This is a genomic window from Xanthomonas sp. NCPPB 4467 (assembly GCF_041475665.2).
In the GTDB taxonomy this organism is placed as follows: domain Bacteria; phylum Pseudomonadota; class Gammaproteobacteria; order Xanthomonadales; family Xanthomonadaceae; genus Xanthomonas; species Xanthomonas dyei.
The window spans coordinates 3,330,641-3,348,499 of the sequence record NZ_CM191260.1; the positions used below are offsets into that span (position 1 = coordinate 3,330,641).

Sequence of the window (17,859 nt, forward strand, 5' to 3'; positions counted from 1 at the left end):
CTTACTCCAGCCCGTCCAGCAGCGCGTCGACCTTCTCTTTCGTCAGGTGCTCGTGGTAGTGGCCGTTGATGACCATCATCGGCGCTGCCGAGCAGGCCGCCAGGCACTCTTCTTCGCGCTTGAGGTAGACGCGGCCATCGGCCGTCGATTGCCCCAGCTTGCAACCCAGTTTCTTTTCCGCGTGCGCCAGCAGATCTTCGGCGCCGTTGAGCCAGCAGCTGATGTTGGTGCAGAACGCCACGTTGTGGCGGCCGACCTTCTCGGTCTCGAACATCGAGTAGAAGCTGGCGACCTCGTAGGCCCACACCGGCGGCAGCTCCAGATACTTGGCCACGCCGACGATCAACTCGTCGGTCAGCCAGCCCTGGTTCTGCTCCTGCGCCGCGTGCAAGCCCTGCAGCACCGCCGAACGCTTGCGATCGGGCGGAAACTTGGCCAGCCAATGATCGATGTGCGCGCGCGTCTTGTCGCTCAGCACCACCTGCGGATCGACGTCGCGCGCCGCTTCGAAATTACCCGTCGCCTTCATCGGTCAACCTCACCGAAAACCAAATCGTAAGTACCGATCATCGCCACGACGTCGGCCAGCAAATAACCGCGCACCACCGCATCCATCGACGACAGATGCGCAAAACCGGGCGCGCGCAGATGCAGGCGGAACGGCTTGTTGGCGCCATCGGACATCAGGTAGCAGCCGAACTCGCCCTTGGGCGCTTCGACCGCGCAATAGGTCTCGCCGGCCGGCACGCAATAGCCTTCACTGAACAGCTTGAAGTGATGGATCAGCGCTTCCATGTCGTCTTTCATGCCTTCGCGGCTTGGCGGAGCGACCTTGAAATTGGTGACCATGACCGGGCCAGGATTGGCCTTCAGCCACTTCACGCATTGTTTGATGATGCGGTTGGATTCGCGCATCTCGGCCACGCGGACCAGATAGCGGTCGTAGCAGTCGCCGTTGGTGCCGACCGGAATATCGAAATCCACCGCGTCGTACTTGGCATACGGCTGTTTCTTGCGCAAATCCCACTCGATGCCCGAGCCACGCAGCATCGGGCCGGTCATGCCCCAGGCGCGCGCCAGATCCGGGCTGATGATGCCGACGTCGACGGTACGCTGCTTCCAGATGCGGTTATCGGTCAGCAGCGTTTCGTACTCGTCCACGCGCGCCGGGAAGGTGTTGGTGAAATCCTCGAGGAAATCCAACATCGTGCCTTCGCGCGCAGCGTTGCGCTTCTTCAGCGCCCCACCCTTGTGCCAGCGGGATTCCTTGTACTGCGGCATGCGATCGGGCAGATCGCGGTAGACGCCACCGGGACGGTAGTAGGCCGCGTGCATGCGCGCGCCGCTGACCGCCTCGTACACGTCCATCAATTCTTCGCGCTCGCGGAACGCGTACAGCATCACTGCCATCGCACCCAGATCGAGCGCATTGGAACCCACCCACATCAGGTGGTTCTTGATGCGGGTGATCTCGTCGAACATGGTGCGGATGTACTGCGCACGCTCGGGCGCTTCGATGCCCATCAGGGACTCGATCGCGCGCACGTAAGCGTGCTCGTTGCACATCATCGACACGTAATCCAGGCGATCCATGTACGGAACCGACTGGTTGAACGGTTTGGACTCGGCCAGCTTCTCGGTGCCACGGTGCAGCAGGCCGATATGCGGATCGGCGCGCACCACGGTCTCGCCGTCCATTTCCAGGATCAGGCGCAGCACGCCGTGCGCCGCAGGATGCTGCGGGCCGAAGTTCATCGTGTAATTGCGGATTTCCTGCTTGCTTTCGACAGGATTGCTCGCGAAGGCATCGGTTGCCTGGCGGAACTCACTCACTTGGCGGTCTCCGACTTGCCCACTTCACCGGCGGCAGTCTCATAACGGGCATCGTCGCGAATCACGCGCGGCACACCGACGCGCGGCTCGACCGAGGTGACCGGTTCGTACACCACGCGCTTGCGCTCTTCGTCGTAACGCACTTCGACGTTGCCGATCAGCGGGAAATCCTTGCGGAACGGGTGGCCGACGAATCCGTAGTCGGTCAGGATGCGGCGCAGGTCCGGGTGACCGTCGAACACGATGCCGAACAGGTCGAATGCTTCGCGCTCGAACCAGTTCACGCCCGGCCAGATATCGGTGACCGACGCCACCACCGGCACCTGCTCGTCCGGTGCGTAGCAACGCACACGCAGACGCTGGTTGTGCTGGTAGGAAATCAGTTGGGCGACCACCGCAAAACGCTGTTTGGGCATGTGCTGCGCATGCGCGCCGGTTGAGCTTTCCTGGCTGGGAAATTCGCCCCAACCGAAGCGACCGACGGCCTTGCCTTCGACGCCACGACTGAACCCCTGCGACGACACATCGGCGGTATCCCACTCGTCGCTGCCGTAGCCCAGGTAATCGACGCCGCACAGGTCGCTGAGCTGCTCGAAACCGAGCTCGTCGCGCAGTGCGAGACAGGTCGCATGCCAATCGGCCGCGGCGACTTCCAGCGTCACCTCGCCGCGCGGCAATGCCACGGCGATCTGCGCACCGGCGAAACGTGCCGCAAGTCGGTCAGTGAAGGAAGATGCTTGCTCTGCCATGGGGGCTTGGCTGCTCTCGGTAGGAGAAGACGGGTGTCAGCGCGCGATCGTCTGGGTACGCCAGATCTTCTTCTGCAGCTGCAAGATGCCGTAGACCAGCGCCTCGGCGGTCGGCGGGCAGCCCGGGACATAGATGTCCACCGGCACGATGCGATCGCAACCGCGCACCACCGAATACGAATAGTGATAGTAGCCGCCGCCGTTGGCGCAGCTGCCCATCGAAATGACCCATTTCGGGTCCGGCATCTGGTCGTAGACCTTGCGCAGCGCCGGGGCCATCTTGTTGACCAGGGTGCCGGCCACGATCATCACGTCGGACTGGCGCGGCGACGGGCGGAACACCACGCCGTAACGGTCCAGATCCAGACGCGAAGCGCCGGCGTGCATCATTTCCACAGCACAGCAGGCCAGACCGAAGGTCATCGGCCACATCGAACCGGTCCGCGCCCAGTTCAACAATGCGTCGACGCTGGTAGTCACGTAGCCCTTTTCGAGCAGCAGGTTTTCGCCGTCCGGGCGCAGGATGTCTTCCACCCGGCCTTCCGGCATCGGGTTGGTCATCAGACGATCCAGGGTCTGAATCACTCCCATTCCAGCGCTCCCTTCTTCCACACGTAGATAAAGCCGAGGAACAACATGCCGACGAACAGCCCCATGGTGACCAGCGAACGTGCGCCGATCTCCATGAACACCTGTGTCCACGGCACGATGAAGATGATTTCCAGGTCGAACACGATGAACTGGATCGCGATGAGGTAGTAGCGCACATCGAACTTCATGCGCGCGTCTTCGAATGCCTCGAAGCCACACTCGTACGGCGAAAGCTTGCGCGCGTCCGGGCTGCGCGGAGCGAGAAACCGACCAATCAACATCAGCACGATGCCGATGCCGGTGGCGACGATCAGAAACAGCAGACTCGGCAAATATTCGGCCAGCACAGCGATTCTCTCTTGCCTCTGCCCGCACGCGCCGCGTGCCGGCATGGGGTATAGGCAGACCCCGCGCGCGACACATCGCAATGCGCAGGAACTGCAGCCAAACAATGGTGCCCAAGAGGGGACTCGAACCCCTACGACCTAAGTCGCTACCACCTCAAGGTAGTGCGTCTACCAATTCCGCCACCTGGGCATACGTTGCGCCGCTGGGCATCCCAGTGCGCAGCGTATTGTAACCGGCTTCAGCGTTTTTGTGCTGGTTCCGAAGCGTTTTCTTCGCTGGCCGCGGGCGTCGACGGCGCAGGTGCGGCCTGCACCGGTGCAGCAGCGGGCGCGGCGGCAGGAGCAGGCTGCGACGGAGCGGTCGGTACCGCGCCAGTGGCAGGCGACTGCGGCAACGGCTGGGTCAGCTCACCGGCCGCAGCCGGTGCCGGGGTGGCGGACTGCGACATCACGCCCAGGTTCTGATCGGTCGGACGGGCGCCGTGGGTGGCGTACCACGCCATGAACAGGCTGATGCTGAAAAACACCACCGCCAGCCACTTGGTCGACTTGGACAGGAAGTTCGACGCGCCCTGCGAACCGAACACCGTGCCCGAGGCGCCCGCGCCGAAGCCCGAACCGGCCGCCGCACCCGCACCACGCTGCATCAGGATCAGCGCAATCATCGCCAGCGCGACCAGCACGTAGACCACATTGAGGATCAACATCAGCATTTCGAAATCCGTCCCCGGACAAAACTTAATGGGTTAACAAGCGGCCGCCGCACGCGCAATGGCCAGGAAATCTTCGGCCACCAAGGAGGCGCCTCCGACAAGCCCACCATCGACATCGGGCTGCGCGAACAGCTCGCTGGCGTTGTCGGGCTTGACACTGCCCCCGTACAGGATGGGCAGACAGTCGGCAATTCTAGCATCCGCCTTCGCGACTTCGCCACGCAGGAAGGCGTGCACGGCCTGCGCCTGCTCCGGGCTGGCAGTGCGTCCGGTCCCGATCGCCCAGATCGGTTCATAGGCCAGCACCGCGCGGGCAAAGCCCTCGCTGCCGACCAATGCCAGCACCGGTTCGCACTGGGCACGTAGGATTGCCTCCGTCTGACCGGCTTCACGCTGTTCCAGGGATTCCCCAACGCACAGCACCGGGATCAAGCCGGCATGGAGGGCGGCGGCAAATTTGCGCGCCACCAGCTCGCTGCTTTCCTGGTGGTACTGGCGGCGTTCGGAGTGACCGACCAACCCGTATTCGGCGCCGACATCCACCAGCATCGTGGCCGAGACCTCGCCGGTGTAGGCGCCCTTCTCGTTGCTGCTGACGTCCTGGGCTCCAAAGGACAGGTGATGCGCCTCGAAATCCTCGATCAGGTCGCCGAGGTAAGGCAGTGGCGGCAGGATGACGACATCGACACCCGCCAGGGGCATGTGCGCGGCAACCTGGGCCACCAGTTCGGTGGCGAAGGCGCGGCTGCCATGCAGCTTCCAATTTCCAGCAACGATCTTTCGACGCATCAGGCGCAGGTTCCTGAGTGGAAGACAGGCGACAGAATAGCCCATGCCCTGTCGGCAACCGGCACACTTCTGTCCGTCGCCTGTCCCACCCCTCCCCCAACAGGAACCTGCCATGTCCGTTTCGCCTGTCTTCGCGCTGGTCACCGGTGCTTCCAGCGGCATCGGCCGCGAGATTGCGCGGGCATACGCCAAACGGGGTGTGCCATTGATCCTGACCGCACGTCGGGTGGACCGACTACAGGCACTGGCTGCCGAACTGGGCGCGCAGGTGCGGGTGGAGGTGCTGCCGGCCGACCTGGCCGACCCTGCGGCGGCCGAAGCGCTGGTGGCGCAGATCCAGCGCAATGGCTGGACAGTGGGCACGCTGGTCAACAACGCCGGCTACGGCGTGCCGGGGCGTTACCTGTACAACGACTGGGTCACGCATGCGCGCTTTCTGCAGGTGATGATCGGCGCAGTGTGCGAGCTGACCTGGCGGTTGTTGCCGATGATCCGTGCCAGCGGCCAGGGCCGCATTCTCAACGTCGCATCGTTTGCCGCACTCACGCCCAGTGCCGACGGGCAGACGCTGTATGCGGCCAGCAAGAGCTTCATGTTGCGCTTCAGCGAGTCGCTGGCGCTGGAGAACGCCGATTGCGCAGTGAAGGTGTGCGCGCTGTGTCCGGGCTTTGCATGGTCGGAGTTCCACGATGTCACCGGCACCCGCGAAGCGATGTCCACCCTGCCCGGCTGGACCTGGCTGCAGGCCGATGCGGTGGCCGAGTACGGCATCGCCGCATTGGAGCGCGGCCAGGTGCTTGCGGTGCCGGGCTGGCGCTATCGGCTGATCAATGCCGGCCTGCGCCTGTTGCCGCATGCGGTAGCGCTGCGGCTGATGGCGCGCGGCTCGCATCGGGTAAGACCCCTGGATTGAATACCTCACCGCCGCTTGGCAGTGGCATCGCGAAGCATCGGCTCTGCACGGCCGTTGCGTGCGGCATGCAACTCCGAAACTTGGAGCAACTCACAAAACCTGGCGAGCAGTCGTCAGGTGGGTGCGGACGGCGCCCTCAGAAACGACGTGGACGCGTGGACCATGCCGCACCGAGCACCGGCCGCGCCCGCGTGGCGGTGAGCACAGTCGGCTTGTTAGCCGCTCTTAGTGATTGACGATCTCGCCGTGCATGGCGGCCAATCGTGTCAACAGGCGATTCTGGGTGCGGCGCGGGATCTTTTGTTGATCCATTGCCCAGTTGAGATCTTCGACCAGGGCGTTGAAATCGCCCTCGCGGATGGCCAGATGCGCATGCGCCTGTTGCATCGATTTGGCGGTATCCGGGCACGGGCCATCGGCGACATGGCAGAACTTCTGCACCAGACGCGCGTTGAGCATGACGATGTTGACCCGCGCGAACTTGTCGACGATGCGTTGATCGTCGGCAATGCGCGACAACATGGTTTCCACCAGCGCCTCGATGCCGGCCTGCCCACCGAGTTCGTCATACAGCGTTTGAGGCGGCTGCGTGGTGGCGCAGGCACTCAAGCTCAGCGCGCATAGCAGGGACCACCGCAGCCATCGATTCATCAGAACGCTACCTGCAAGGAGAGATACGGGCCGCGCTGGTTGGTCAGCGTGGCGATGTCGCCAAGATCGGCCCAGGCCGCAGTCAGCGAGACATGCTTGTTGGGGAACCAGGCGACAAAACCATCGGCCCAGGCCTGTTCGCGCGCAAAGCCCAGATTGTCCGGCTTGTCGCGATATTCCACACCAACCACCCACGACGGCGACAGCACGACCGCAGCGCTTGCCTCAGGGACCAGTCGATAGCTGTTGCGACGATCGCCGCCGAAGCCGAGCAACCCGGTCTGATTGGCGCGGGTCGCGCGCAGCGTACCGTTGAGCAGCAATTGATAGCCGCCGGCGCCCTGCAACAGCAGCCTGCAGGCGCTGACATACACATCGGTGCCGTGGTCGTCGCGCGCACCGATGGCCAGTGGCAGCGTACCGTCGCGCAAACGCTTGTACTGCACGCCGACGCTGACTTGCGGGGCGCGCCCGTAGACCAGATCGCCATACACGCGCAGCTTGGCGCCGAAGACATCCTGGCCAAGCGCGTTCCACGGCAATGCAAGGCGATCCTGCAAGGTGCCCAGATCCAGGCGCTGGCGCGCGAGCGACAGTTCCAGCCGGTTGCCGACCGTCAGCGCGGCGCCTTGCACATCAAGCCGGTAATCACCACTGTCCACATGCGTGGCAAACAGCACGGTGCCGAGCTCATCGCGCGTGCCATAACCGGACAACGTGGCCCACGGCACGATGCCGCCACCGCTGCTGCCTTCGATCATCGACACGCCGCCGGTGGCGAGCAGGCGGCCGTCGCCGGCAACCGCAAGCGCTGGCATCAGCGCGACACTGCACACTGCCAAAACGAGCGCGGCGCGGAAACGATGCGTCATCCTTGCGCTCCGATCTGCGAGTGCGCGGACATCCCGAGTTGGCGCATGCACCACGCCACGAAGGGTGCCTGCTCCAGCGGCGGTGCATAGAGATAGCCCTGCACCATGTCGCAGCCATAGCCGCGCAACAGATCGAGTGCAGTGGCGTTTTCGACGCCTTCGGCGATCACGCTCAGGCCCAGGTTGTGACCCAGATCGATGGTGCTGCGCACGATGAAGGCATCGTCGGTACCTTCGGCCAGCTGCATGACGAAGCTCTTGTCGATCTTCAATTCGTTCACCGGCATGCGCTTGAGTTGGGCCAACGAGGAATAGCCGGTGCCGAAATCGTCGATGGACAGACGCACGCCGACGCTGCGCAGTTGATGCAGCATGTGCAGCGCGGATTCGACATCGCGCATCAAGGCGCTTTCGGTCAATTCCAGCGTGACCGACTGCGCCGGCACCGCATGCTGTTCCAGCCGCGCACGCACATAATCGGGCAAGCCTGGATCGGCGAGATCCAGCGCCGAGAGGTTGATCGCCATGCCCAGCTCCAGCCCTTGCGTGCGCCAGCGCGCCTGGCAGCGCAGCGCCTCGTCCAGCACGAAGCGGGTCAGTGGATGGATGACGCCGGAATGCTCGGCCAGCGGAATGAATTCGTCCGGCCCGATCGGGCCCAGCGTCGGGTGATGCCAACGCACCAGCACTTCGACCTGTTCGACGCGATCGCTGCGCAGGCAGATCTTGGGCTGGAAGCGCAGAGTCAACTCGTTACCGCCAATGGCCTGGCGCAGATCGCCGGTCAGGCGCAGCCGCCGCAGATGCTGTTCGTCCTGTCCCATGCGGTAGACGCTGGCACCGATGGTGGCGATATCTCCAACCTGCCGTCGCGCAATATCGGCGCGGCGCAACAAGGTGTCCGGGTCGGCGCCATGTTCGGGAATCAGGGCGATGCCGATACTGGCTTCGAGCTGGATGCGTGCCTGCGGCAACGCCAGCGGACGACGCAATTGCAGCAGCAGGCGTTGTGCGTCCTGCTGCACGGTGGTCGCATCGGCATGCGCCACGATCACCATGAACTCATCGCTGCCCAGCCGCCCGACCAGGTTTGGTTCCTGCACCACCTCGGCGAGCCTGCGTCCGGCCTCGACCAGCAACTGGTCGGCAAAATCATGACCAAGGCTGTCGTTGAGTTCCTTGAAGCGATCCAGATCCAGGATCAGCACCGCCGCGGTGCCGCCAGAGGCGACAGTCTGCGCGGTCACGTCTTTCAGTCGTTCCAGCAACCAGACCCGGTTGGGCAGCCCGGTCAATGCGTCGTGCCGCGCCTGGTGCAGGATGTGTTGCTCGCGGCTGGCGATCTGATGCTGCATGCGCCCGAAGCTATCGGCCAGTTCGGCGAGCTCGCGACCGGGCGGAACGTCCACCGCCGTCTGATAATCGCCGCGCTGGATGCGTCGCGCGGCCTGCACCAGTTGCGCGACCGGTTTGCTGACGCCGCGTGCCAGAAAGATCGCCACGCACAGCGCGGCGGCGGTCGCCAAACCTGCCAGCAGCAGAATGCGCAATTTGAGTGTGCGATAGGGCGCGACCGCGCGATCGAGCGAGGCCTGCAAGGCCACCCGCACGTGGCTGTCGCCCTGGAGCGATTGCAGTTTGACCAGGTAGCGCGACTCACCCAGGTTGAGCGGAATCGCTGCCGCCTGCGTGTGCTCGGCGGCAGGCAACTGCTGCGCAAACTCGCGACGCGCCACAGGCTCCAGGGTGGATGCCAGCACGCGCACCGGCGGACCATCGGTAAAGAACGTGGCATCCAATCCCGTCGTGCTGCGGAAATCCTGGGCCAGGCCGTCGCCGGATTCGTTGCCGATGGCGATCCAGCCAACGCGGCTGGGCGCCAGCACCTGCACCACGGCCAGACGCACGATGTGTTGATCCAGGGCAACCACACCAACTGCACGCCCATCGCGTTGCGCCTGTTGCAACAACGCCTGCACCGCGCGCAACTGTTCGGCCTGCGGAAGGTCGGCCAGCCCGGTCAAAAATTCGCCATCCGGCGAGAGCAGCACTGCGGTCTGCGCAGACATGCGCGCGGCATGATTGCGCAGCGCCGATTGCATGGTAGGCACATCGCCGCTGGCCACCGCGGCACGAAAGCCGAAGTCGTCTGCCAGCACCGACGCCGATTGCAGCAGCTGCTCGTCGCGGCGCAGATTGATGCGCTGCCAGACGCGCTCGCCGATCTGCAGTTCTTCGCCCAGTTGCGCCTTGACGCTGCGCTCGGTTGCCAGCTGCACGGCGATGAAGGTCAACGCCTGCGTGGCCAGCACGACCAGCACCAGCAAGACCGCGATGCGCGTGTGCAGGCGCATCGCCCTCATGGGTGCGGCTTCTTGGGGTCGGCGTGGCGGAACTTGTCCTGCAGCGCACGCACGCGCTCGTCCGGTGGCGCGACGACCGGAGCGGCGCCGGTGGTCTGCAAGGTGACCTTGCGTTGCAAGGCATCACGCGCAATCACCAGCGGCTCGCCCACTGCCGCGCCCTTGATGCGTGGATGCCAGACGCGCAGCGTGTAGGTGCCTGCCGGAGCATCGAGTTGCACACGGCCATCGCTGCCGGTCTTGCCGAAATACGGCGTCTCCAGCACCACGATATAGCCCAGCATCCAGTCATGAATGTTGCAGCCCACCGTGACCAGACCGGCCTGATCGAACCGCACCGGCGCGGCGGTAGTGCCCTGAAACAGCGGCAATTCGAAGCGTTTGGCGGGCGAGAACGAATACACCTGATGGCGGATCTGATCGTTGTTCGGAAACCGTACCGAAGTGCCGGTGCGCACCACCAAGACCGCCGGCACGAATTGCGAGTTGACCTGATCCATCTCCAACATCTTGCCCGGGCTGGCTGCAGCGGGCCGCGGCAGTTCCAGACTGACCACCGCATCGACCAGGACACCGTTGGCATCGGTCACAGTGACGCTGACCGGGGTCGCTGCGGCCGGTGCCACTGCGCCACTCAGCGCCAGTAACGACACCGCACCTTTTTGTTGTAACCACCGCATCCGCATGCGCGTCCCCTGCCTCGTGCAATCGGTAGCGGGCGCCAGGCGAATCCGACGTCGCGCTAGCGATCAGACTGGTTATCGGCGCGGGTGAACGCAAGCTTTAATCAGACACGAGTGGAATTTTATGAACAGAAGTGTGGCGTTGGTCATGGCACATGCTGCGGACGCGTCCATATGCCGCTTAGAGCGGCTCACAAAACGCAGCGCACAGTCGTCAGGTGGGTGTGGACGGCGCGTTCAGAACCGGAATGCACGCATGGACCATGCCGCACCAAGCAAGGGCCGCGCCCACCTGGCGGTGAGCACAGTCCTTTTGTTGGCTGCTCTTAACCATCAACCACGCATTGCGTAGCTAGCGATGGAGGCGCCAGACGCCAAGCGGTCACCACCGCTGCCGGCTACTTCAACTTGATCTCGCGCAGGCGCTCTTCCAGGAACCCATGTGCGGTAATCGGCTCGGGATAGCGGCTGGGATTGTCGGCGCTGATGCACGAGGGCAGCACGTCGATCAGGAAGTCCGGATTCGGGTGCAGGAAAAACGGCACCGAATAGCGTGGCTTGCGCGCCGCCTCGCCCGGCGGATTCACCACGCGGTGAATTGTGGACGGATACACGTGGTTGGTCAGGCGCTGCAGCATGTCGCCGATATTGACCACGATGGTGTCGGCGTCGGCGGTGAACGGCACCCACTCGCCGTCGTTGGAACGCACTTCCAGACCGGCCGCGCTTGCACCGACCAGCAAGGTGATGAAGTTGATGTCGCCATGCGCACCGGCGCGCACATTGGGAATGTCGTCGCTGGTGATCGGCGGGTAGTGGATCGGCCGCAGGATCGAATTGCCGTTGTTGGTCTTGTCGACAAAATAGTTTTGCGGCAGGCCGATGTGCAGCGCCAATGCCGAAAGCACGCGCGAGCCCAGCTGATCGAGCCGCTGATACAGCTGGTAGCCACGCTCGCGGAATCCGGGGACTTCTTCCGGCCACAGGTTCGGCGCCATCACGTCGCGGTACGGCGAATCGTCCGGAATCTCGCGACCGATGTGCCAGAACTCCTTCAGATCGAAGTGCTTGGAGTCCTTGGCGGTTTCCACGCCAAAGGCGGTGTAGCCACGTGCGCCGCCACTGCCCGGCACGTGATAGCGGCGCTTGACCTCTTCGGGCAACGCGAAAAATGCCTTGAACACGTCGTAGGCCGCGTCGATCTCGGTCTGCGCAATGCCGTGATTGCGGATGCCGGCAAAGCCCCACTGGCGGTAGGCCGCACCGAGTTCGGCGACGAAAGCGTCGCGATCGGTATCGAAACGGGTGATGTCCAGGGTGGGGATGCGCGCGCTCATACGAATATCTTGGTCGAAGTGAGAGAAGGCCCGCCGATCAGATCAGCAGGCGATACAACAGGTAGAACGTCGCGGCCTTGGCAACCACGACGCAGACGCCAATGATCAGCGACTCACGCCGCGTCACGCACCGCTCCGGACAGTCTGTCGAGCGTGTCCTGCATCAGACCGGCGTCGTCGGCTTCCACGGTCACGCGCACCACCGGCTCGGTGCCGGACGGACGCAGGAACGCACGCCCACGCCCCTGCACGGCGGCTTGCGCCTGCTGCAGCGCCTGCTGCACGCCGGGCGCTTCGACGATGGCCTTGGCCGCGCCGCCATCCAGACGCACATTCACGGTCTTTTGCGGCACCTTGGCCAAGCCGCTCAGCGCTTGACGAAGGCTGTGCCCATCGCGGCCCAGCGCTTCGAGCACCTGCAGCGCGCTGACGATGCCGTCGCCGGTGCTGGCGCGGTCCAGGCACAGCAAATGACCGGAGGTCTCTCCGCCCAGCGTGCCGCCGCCTTCGACCAGCGCCTGATGCACGTAGCGATCGCCCACCTTGGCCCGCTGGAACGGAATCTGCAGCGCGGCCAATGCCGGCTCCAGGCCGTAATTGGTCATCAAGGTCCCGACCACGGTGCCGGTGAGCCGGCCGCTGGCCTGCCACGAGCGCGCCAGGAGATACAGCAGATCGTCGCCATCGACCGGGTTGCCCTGGTCGTCGGCCATCAGCACGCGATCGCCGTCGCCATCGAAGGCGATGCCCAGATGCGCACCGCTCTGCCGCACCTTGGCGGCAAGATTGTCGATATGCGTGGAGCCGACGCCATCATTGATATTGAGCCCGTCCGGCGCCGCACCGATCACCACCACCTCGGCACCGAGCTCGCGGAACAGCATCGGCGCAATGTGATAGGTGGCGCCGTGCGCGCAATCCAGCACCATTTTCAGGCCATGCAAGGTGAAGCCGCGCGCCACGCTGGCCTTGCAGAATTCGATGTAACGGCCGATCGCATCGCGGGTGCGGATCGCCTTGCCCAGGCGCTCGGATTCCACGGTATGGAACGGCTCGTCCAACGCGGCTTCGATCGCCGCTTCGGTCGCGTCATCGAGCTTTTCGCCCTCGGCGGAGAAGAACTTGATGCCGTTGTCGTAATGCGGGTTGTGCGAGGCGCTGATCACCACGCCGGCATCGGCGCGCAAGGTGCTGGTCAAGAACGCAATGGCGGGCGTCGGCATCGGGCCGATCATCTGCACATCGGCGCCTGCAGCGACCAGGCCGGCTTCCAACGCGGCTTCGAACATATAGCCGGAAATGCGGGTGTCCTTGCCGATCAACACCAGTGGACGCTTGCTGCGACCTTGCGTGAGCACGCGGCCGAGCGCATTGCCCAGGCGCAGCACGAAATCGGCAGAAATGACGCCCTGCCCGACCCGACCGCGGATGCCGTCGGTGCCGAAGTATTTGCGGGTGCTCACAGCGCAGCCACCCGGCAGCGCGCGCCGTTGGCGAACGTCCGGGCGCAGATCCTCAGCCCTGCCGTCATCACAGCCCTCACGCTACCGCCTCTTGCGGACGTGCCTGACGCATCATCATCGCGGTCAGGTCGGCAATGCGGTCGCGCATCTCGCGACGGTCGCAGATCTGGTCGATGGCGCCGTGGTCGAGCAGGAATTCCGAACGCTGAAAGCCTTCCGGCAACGTTTCGCGCACGGTCTGTTCGATCACGCGCGGGCCGGCGAAGCCGATCAATGCATGCGGTTCGGCGATGTTGATATCGCCGAGCATCGCGAACGACGCAGACACGCCACCGGTGGTGGGATGGGTCAGCACCGAGATGTACGGCAAGCCGGCTTCGCGCAGGCGACCGAGCGCTGCGGAAGTCTTGGCCATCTGCATTAGCGAAAACAGACCCTCCTGCATGCGCGCGCCGCCGCTGGCGGAGAAGCACACGAACGGGCAGCCCACTTCCAGCGCCACTTCGGCCGCACGCGCAAAGCGCTCGCCGACCACCGAGCCCATCGAGCCGCCCATGAAGGGAAAATCGAAGGCGGCGGCGACCAGCGGGTTGCCCTTGAGCGTGCCGCGCATGGCGATCAGCGCGTCGTACTCACCGCTGGCCTTTTGGCTGGCCTTGATGCGTTCGCCGTAGCGCTTCTGGTCCTTGAACTTGAGCACGTCGACCGGACTCAGCTGGGCGGCGATTTCGGTCGTCGCGGTTTCCGGGTCGAACAGCGAGTTCAGGCGCGCGCGCGCGCGAATGGCCATGTGGTGGTCACACTTCGGACACACCTCCAGGTTCTCCTCAAGCTCCGGGCCGTACAGCGCGCTGCCGCAGTTGCTGCACTTTTCCCACAGACCCTCGGGAACGCTGCGCTTCTTGGCCGGGGTGTTCTCGGTGCGGATGCCGGAGGGCATCAATTTGCTGAGCCAGCTCATTCGATTCCGTAAAAGCACCCCCTATGGGGCATCAGAATGCGGAGTGTAAACCAGCCCGGCGCCCGACGCTTTCAGAGAGCTACGCGGCGAAACACCAACAAGATAGTCAAGCGGACAGCCGCCCATCGGCACAGGCTTTTACAAGCAACACGATTATGGTATCAGCGACTTGGCACCCAGGGATCGAGGCTGGAGTGCTTCAGCAACCATACGCCTGCTTAAATGCGCATCGCACAAACGGAACAAGCCTCCTAGCAGCCTCAGTGAACAAGGATCGATCATGAAAACCCCGGCATGCATTGCAGCTCTCTTACTCCTGGTCTCCGTTACCGGTAGCAGCCAAGCCCAGGTAAAGATGTGCGGGACCGAGACCAGCGCACCGCTTCCAAGCAAGACGACGTCGCACATCAATCCAGATGGCTCGATGACAATAAGGGTGCCTGCTGGCTGGTTCATGTTTACCCAGGAAAAAGGTGTCTGGGAAATCAGTCCGACCGCTGTCCTGACCTGCGCATGTCCTGGAGGATCTGGATGCAGCCCCACGTTACTTCCCAATGGCCAGACTTTCTGCGCAATGAGCTCAGACTGCACACAATGCAACCGTGGCGGAAGCACAGCTATGTATCCGGTTCCGCAAGATCAAATCGGCGTAACCTTCGCCAGTGCTGATGAAATCAAACGCTTGCCGCGGGTCGATGCCCGCTTTTTGTCGGTGCCCGATGTTAGAAAGGATCTACTTGCATTCAAAAAGACCCTGGGCATTCCGGTGGAAGCTGGCGGGCGCGATGCCGTGTGGATCCGCGTATATGGCTATGTCGCACCGATGGATATCCCCGATGGCTATCAGATCCCCATGACTGGCTCTGCAACTGAGAATATGGCACTAGGCTTGCTGGCAAGCCAATCCATTCAGGTCCCTTCTGCCGCAGTAAAATGTAGTTGCACCAGCGGCGGAAGTTGCAAGGCTGAGTCCAATTTCGGGGTTAAGGTATGCAATGCAGCTGCCTGCGCAACCTGCAGCATGACTTATTGATCGCATTGCACATCAACGGTCCAGCGCCTGCCGCAGCGGGGCCAGGAAGGCTTCGGCGCATTCGCGGGCGCTGCGCACATCCTCGGCTTCGGCCAGGGCCGCGACCAGCGCGCTGCCGACCACGACACCATCAGCATCGACCGCCATCGCAGCGGCGCTGGCAGCGTCCTTGATGCCGAATCCCGCCACCACCGGCGCGCCGGCGCGTTGGCGCAGCTGGCGCAGGCGGTCGCTGGCGGCGTGGGTATCGAGCAGATTCGACGCGCCGGTCACGCCGGCAAAGCTGACGTAGTACAGATAGCCCTGCGCGGTGCTGCACAACATGTCCAGGCGTTGCTCGCTGGTGGTCGGCGAGGCCAGCGCGATCAGCGCCAGTCCGACCTCGGTGAAGATTTCGCGGGTTTCTGCTGCCTCTTCCGGCGGCAGGTCGACCAGCAGCACGCCATCCACACCGGCAGCGACGGCGGCTTCGGCGAAGCGGCGCGTGCCGTGGATTTCGATCGGGTTGAGGTAGCCCATCAGCACCACCGGGGTGGTGACGTCTTCGCGGCGGAATTCGTGCACCGCTTCCAGCACGTAGGCCAGGCCGGCGCCACGCCCCAGCGCACGCTCGGAGCTGCGCTGGATAGTGGGGCCATCGGCCATCGGGTCGGAAAACGGAACGCCCAGTTCGATCACGTCGGCACCGGCGCGCACCAGCGCGTGCATCACCGGCACGGTAGCTTCCAGCGATGGGTCGCCGGCAGTGATGAAAGGAATCAGTGCCTTGCGGCCGGCCTGACGCAGGGCGTCAAACCGCGCAGCGATACGGTCTGGCGCGCGGCTCATGCGCAGCCCTCCACCAGTTGCACGGCGTCCCAGCGTCCCCAATACATCGATGTCACAGTGCCTTCTCCGGTTTCATAGCGAACGGCGAACTCGCCTTGCGGGTCGCGCCACGTCAGATAAAGATCGTTGCCGCCGTCGCGGCCGTATTTATGCGGTTGGACGCTGTAGCCCGCCGGCAGGCGCGCCCGCGCATCGGCTTCGCTGTCGCCCACCTGGATGCCGAACGGGCCCACCGCGCCGGGGTCGTTGATGTCAAAACGGACGATGCGATCGGCTTCGACCATCATCGCCACGCCGCTGGGCAACAGCCCACCTTCCACATGGCCGCACTGTCCAAGAGGCCCCGCGTTGAGCAGTGCCCAGTGCGCACGTGGCTCCAGCTCACTGAAGCGCTGGCCAATGCGCACCGCACCACTGCGATCCAGCGCGGGCGCAGGCGGAGCAGCACAGGCCAGCGCAGACATGCACAGCAGTGCCACACCACCGCCCAGCGTGCGCATCTGCGCTGCGATCACAGCACCATGCCCTCGCGCGCGGCGATGGTGTGCACATCCTTGTCGCCACGCCCGGACAGGTTGCACAGGATCAGCGCGTCCTTGGGCATCTCGCGCGCCAGCTTGATCGACTGCGCCACTGCGTGGCTGGATTCCAGCGCCGCGAGAATGCCCTCGGTGTGCGCCAGCAGATGAAAGGCGGCCATCGCCTCGTCATCGGTGATGCCCTGATACACGGCGCGCCCACTGTCGGACAAAAACGCGTGCTCGGGCCCGACGCCGGGGTAATCCAGGCCGGCGGAGATCGAATGGGTTTCGGTGATCTGGCCGTCGTCGTCGCAGATCACGTAGGTGCGGTTGCCGTGCAACACGCCGGGGCGTCCGGCAGCGATGGACGCGGCATGGCGGCCGGTGGCGATGCCGTCGCCGGCGGCTTCGGCGCCGTAGATCTTGACGCCGGGGTCGTTGAGAAACGCGTGGAACAGGCCGATGGCATTGCTGCCGCCACCGACGCAGGCGCTGATCGCATCCGGCAGGCGGCCGTAGTCCTGCAGCATCTGCTCACGTGCTTCGCGGCCCACGATCGCGTTGAAGTCGCGCACCATGCGCGGATACGGGTCCGGGCCGGCCACCGTGCCGATGATGTAGAAGGTGTCGCGCACATTGGTGACCCAGTCGCGCATCGCTTCGTTGAGCGCGTCCTTGAGCGTGGCCGAGCCGGAGGTCACCGGAATCACCTTCGCGCCCAGCAGCTGCATCCGGTAGACGTTGATCTTCTGCCGTTCGATGTCGGTGGCGCCCATGTAGACCACGCACTCCAGGCCCAGCCGTGCCGCCACCGTGGCACTGGCCACGCCGTGCTGGCCGGCGCCGGTCTCGGCGATGATGCGGGTCTTGCCCATGCGGCTGGCCAGCTGGGCCTGACCGATGGTGTTGTTGATCTTGTGCGCGCCGGTGTGGTTCAGGTCTTCGCGCTTGAGCAGGATTTGCGCTCCGCCCACCTCGCGACTGAGCCGCTCGGCATGGTAGATCGGGCTGGGCCGGCCGACGTAATGCTTGAGGTCCTTGTCGTATTCGGCGATGAACGCCGGGTCCTGACGCGCCTGATCGTAGGCGGCAGAGAGTTCCTGCAACGGGCCGATCAAGGTTTCGGCGACAAACCGGCCGCCGAACTTGCCGAAATGGCCGGCAGCATCCGGATAGGCGTAAAAGTCACTGATGGGCTGGGCCGACATGGAG

Annotated in this window: 19 protein-coding genes, 1 tRNA gene and 2 other RNA genes; 2 read left to right on the forward strand and 20 right to left on the reverse strand. The window is 64.2% G+C overall.

Annotation, left to right across the window (positions count from 1 at the left end):
- Position 1: 1 nt before the first annotated feature.
- The 8 genes from nuoE to tpiA form a co-directional block, all read right to left on the reverse strand.
- Entirely contained in the window at positions 2–529 is a 528-nt protein-coding gene (gene nuoE / locus ACCQ06_RS14650; protein ID WP_005991372.1) for an NADH-quinone oxidoreductase subunit NuoE, read from the reverse strand.
- Positions 526–1,833, reverse strand: coding sequence for an NADH-quinone oxidoreductase subunit D (locus ACCQ06_RS14655; protein WP_104615904.1), 1,308 nt, complete (start codon positions 1,831–1,833; stop codon positions 526–528). Before ACCQ06_RS14655 ends, nuoE begins: the two co-directional genes overlap by 4 nt.
- On the reverse strand, positions 1,830–2,582 hold the full coding sequence (locus ACCQ06_RS14660) for an NADH-quinone oxidoreductase subunit C (protein WP_316686804.1): 753 nt from the start codon (positions 2,580–2,582) through the stop codon (positions 1,830–1,832). The genes ACCQ06_RS14655 and ACCQ06_RS14660 overlap by 4 nt, the downstream gene beginning before the upstream one ends.
- Positions 2,583–2,618: 36 nt before the next feature.
- The gene (locus ACCQ06_RS14665; RefSeq protein ID WP_316686807.1) at positions 2,619–3,173 is read right to left on the reverse strand and encodes a NuoB/complex I 20 kDa subunit family protein; all 555 of its coding nucleotides are present in this window, start codon (positions 3,171–3,173) and stop codon (positions 2,619–2,621) included.
- Positions 3,164–3,520, reverse strand: a complete 357-nt coding sequence (locus tag ACCQ06_RS14670; protein WP_005991364.1) for an NADH-quinone oxidoreductase subunit A — start codon at positions 3,518–3,520, stop codon at positions 3,164–3,166. The genes ACCQ06_RS14665 and ACCQ06_RS14670 overlap by 10 nt, the downstream gene beginning before the upstream one ends.
- Positions 3,521–3,625: 105 nt before the next feature.
- Positions 3,626–3,710: transfer RNA gene (locus ACCQ06_RS14675), tRNA-Leu, on the reverse strand.
- A gap of 49 nt (positions 3,711–3,759) precedes the next feature.
- The gene (secG, locus tag ACCQ06_RS14680) at positions 3,760–4,233 is read right to left on the reverse strand and encodes a preprotein translocase subunit SecG (protein WP_104615902.1); all 474 of its coding nucleotides are present in this window, start codon (positions 4,231–4,233) and stop codon (positions 3,760–3,762) included.
- Between the two features lie 33 nt (positions 4,234–4,266).
- Entirely contained in the window at positions 4,267–5,022 is a 756-nt protein-coding gene (gene tpiA / locus ACCQ06_RS14685; RefSeq protein WP_316686811.1) for a triose-phosphate isomerase, read from the reverse strand.
- A gap of 112 nt (positions 5,023–5,134) precedes the next feature.
- Between tpiA and ACCQ06_RS14690 the strand changes: the two genes are divergently transcribed.
- Positions 5,135–5,935 (forward strand): SDR family NAD(P)-dependent oxidoreductase, encoded by an 801-nt coding sequence (locus ACCQ06_RS14690; RefSeq protein WP_316686812.1) that lies wholly within the window; start codon positions 5,135–5,137, stop codon positions 5,933–5,935.
- Between the two features lie 87 nt (positions 5,936–6,022).
- On the opposite strand, the gene ACCQ06_RS14695 is transcribed toward ACCQ06_RS14690, so the two are convergent.
- The 9 genes from ACCQ06_RS14695 to accD all read right to left on the reverse strand — a co-directional run bounded on the left by ACCQ06_RS14695 (position 6,023) and on the right by accD (position 14,265).
- A non-coding RNA gene (locus ACCQ06_RS14695) (sX9 sRNA) lies at positions 6,023–6,099 on the reverse strand.
- Between the two features lie 61 nt (positions 6,100–6,160).
- Complete coding sequence (locus tag ACCQ06_RS14700) at positions 6,161–6,586, reverse strand: group I truncated hemoglobin (protein WP_104615899.1); 426 nt, start codon at positions 6,584–6,586, stop codon at positions 6,161–6,163.
- Complete coding sequence (locus ACCQ06_RS14705) at positions 6,586–7,404, reverse strand: DUF3034 family protein (protein ID WP_372365822.1); 819 nt, start codon at positions 7,402–7,404, stop codon at positions 6,586–6,588. Before ACCQ06_RS14705 ends, ACCQ06_RS14700 begins: the two co-directional genes overlap by 1 nt.
- 50 nt (positions 7,405–7,454) lie before the next feature.
- Complete coding sequence (locus ACCQ06_RS14710) at positions 7,455–9,821, reverse strand: putative bifunctional diguanylate cyclase/phosphodiesterase (RefSeq protein WP_104615897.1); 2,367 nt, start codon at positions 9,819–9,821, stop codon at positions 7,455–7,457.
- Complete coding sequence (locus ACCQ06_RS14715) at positions 9,818–10,501, reverse strand: methylamine utilization protein (RefSeq protein WP_104615896.1); 684 nt, start codon at positions 10,499–10,501, stop codon at positions 9,818–9,820. The genes ACCQ06_RS14710 and ACCQ06_RS14715 overlap by 4 nt, the downstream gene beginning before the upstream one ends.
- 191 nt (positions 10,502–10,692) lie before the next feature.
- Positions 10,693–10,769, reverse strand: a non-coding RNA gene (locus ACCQ06_RS14720) — sX9 sRNA.
- Between the two features lie 133 nt (positions 10,770–10,902).
- Positions 10,903–11,841, reverse strand: a complete 939-nt coding sequence (locus tag ACCQ06_RS14725; RefSeq protein ID WP_104615895.1) for an isopenicillin N synthase family dioxygenase — start codon at positions 11,839–11,841, stop codon at positions 10,903–10,905.
- Positions 11,842–11,954: 113 nt separating this feature from the next.
- Positions 11,955–13,304, reverse strand: a complete 1,350-nt coding sequence (gene glmM, locus ACCQ06_RS14730; protein ID WP_104615894.1) for a phosphoglucosamine mutase — start codon at positions 13,302–13,304, stop codon at positions 11,955–11,957.
- A gap of 76 nt (positions 13,305–13,380) precedes the next feature.
- Positions 13,381–14,265, reverse strand: coding sequence for an acetyl-CoA carboxylase, carboxyltransferase subunit beta (gene accD, locus ACCQ06_RS14735; protein WP_104615893.1), 885 nt, complete (start codon positions 14,263–14,265; stop codon positions 13,381–13,383).
- A 280-nt stretch (positions 14,266–14,545) separates the two neighbouring features.
- Here accD and ACCQ06_RS14740 point away from each other — a divergent pair, with 280 nt between their 5' ends.
- The gene (locus ACCQ06_RS14740; RefSeq protein WP_146091669.1) at positions 14,546–15,298 is read left to right on the forward strand and encodes a hypothetical protein; all 753 of its coding nucleotides are present in this window, start codon (positions 14,546–14,548) and stop codon (positions 15,296–15,298) included.
- 12 nt (positions 15,299–15,310) lie between these two features.
- On the opposite strand, the gene trpA is transcribed toward ACCQ06_RS14740, so the two are convergent.
- From trpA to trpB, 3 genes are read right to left on the reverse strand one after another with little or no spacing between them, the layout of a single operon-like run.
- A complete protein-coding gene (trpA, locus tag ACCQ06_RS14745; RefSeq protein WP_316686821.1) occupies positions 15,311–16,126 on the reverse strand; it encodes a tryptophan synthase subunit alpha in 816 nt (271 codons plus the stop codon).
- On the reverse strand, positions 16,123–16,641 hold the full coding sequence (locus tag ACCQ06_RS14750; RefSeq protein ID WP_228323042.1) for a hypothetical protein: 519 nt from the start codon (positions 16,639–16,641) through the stop codon (positions 16,123–16,125). The genes trpA and ACCQ06_RS14750 overlap by 4 nt, the downstream gene beginning before the upstream one ends.
- The gene (trpB, locus tag ACCQ06_RS14755; RefSeq protein WP_104615890.1) at positions 16,638–17,855 is read right to left on the reverse strand and encodes a tryptophan synthase subunit beta; all 1,218 of its coding nucleotides are present in this window, start codon (positions 17,853–17,855) and stop codon (positions 16,638–16,640) included. The genes ACCQ06_RS14750 and trpB overlap by 4 nt, the downstream gene beginning before the upstream one ends.
- Between the last annotated feature and the right edge of the window lie 4 nt (positions 17,856–17,859).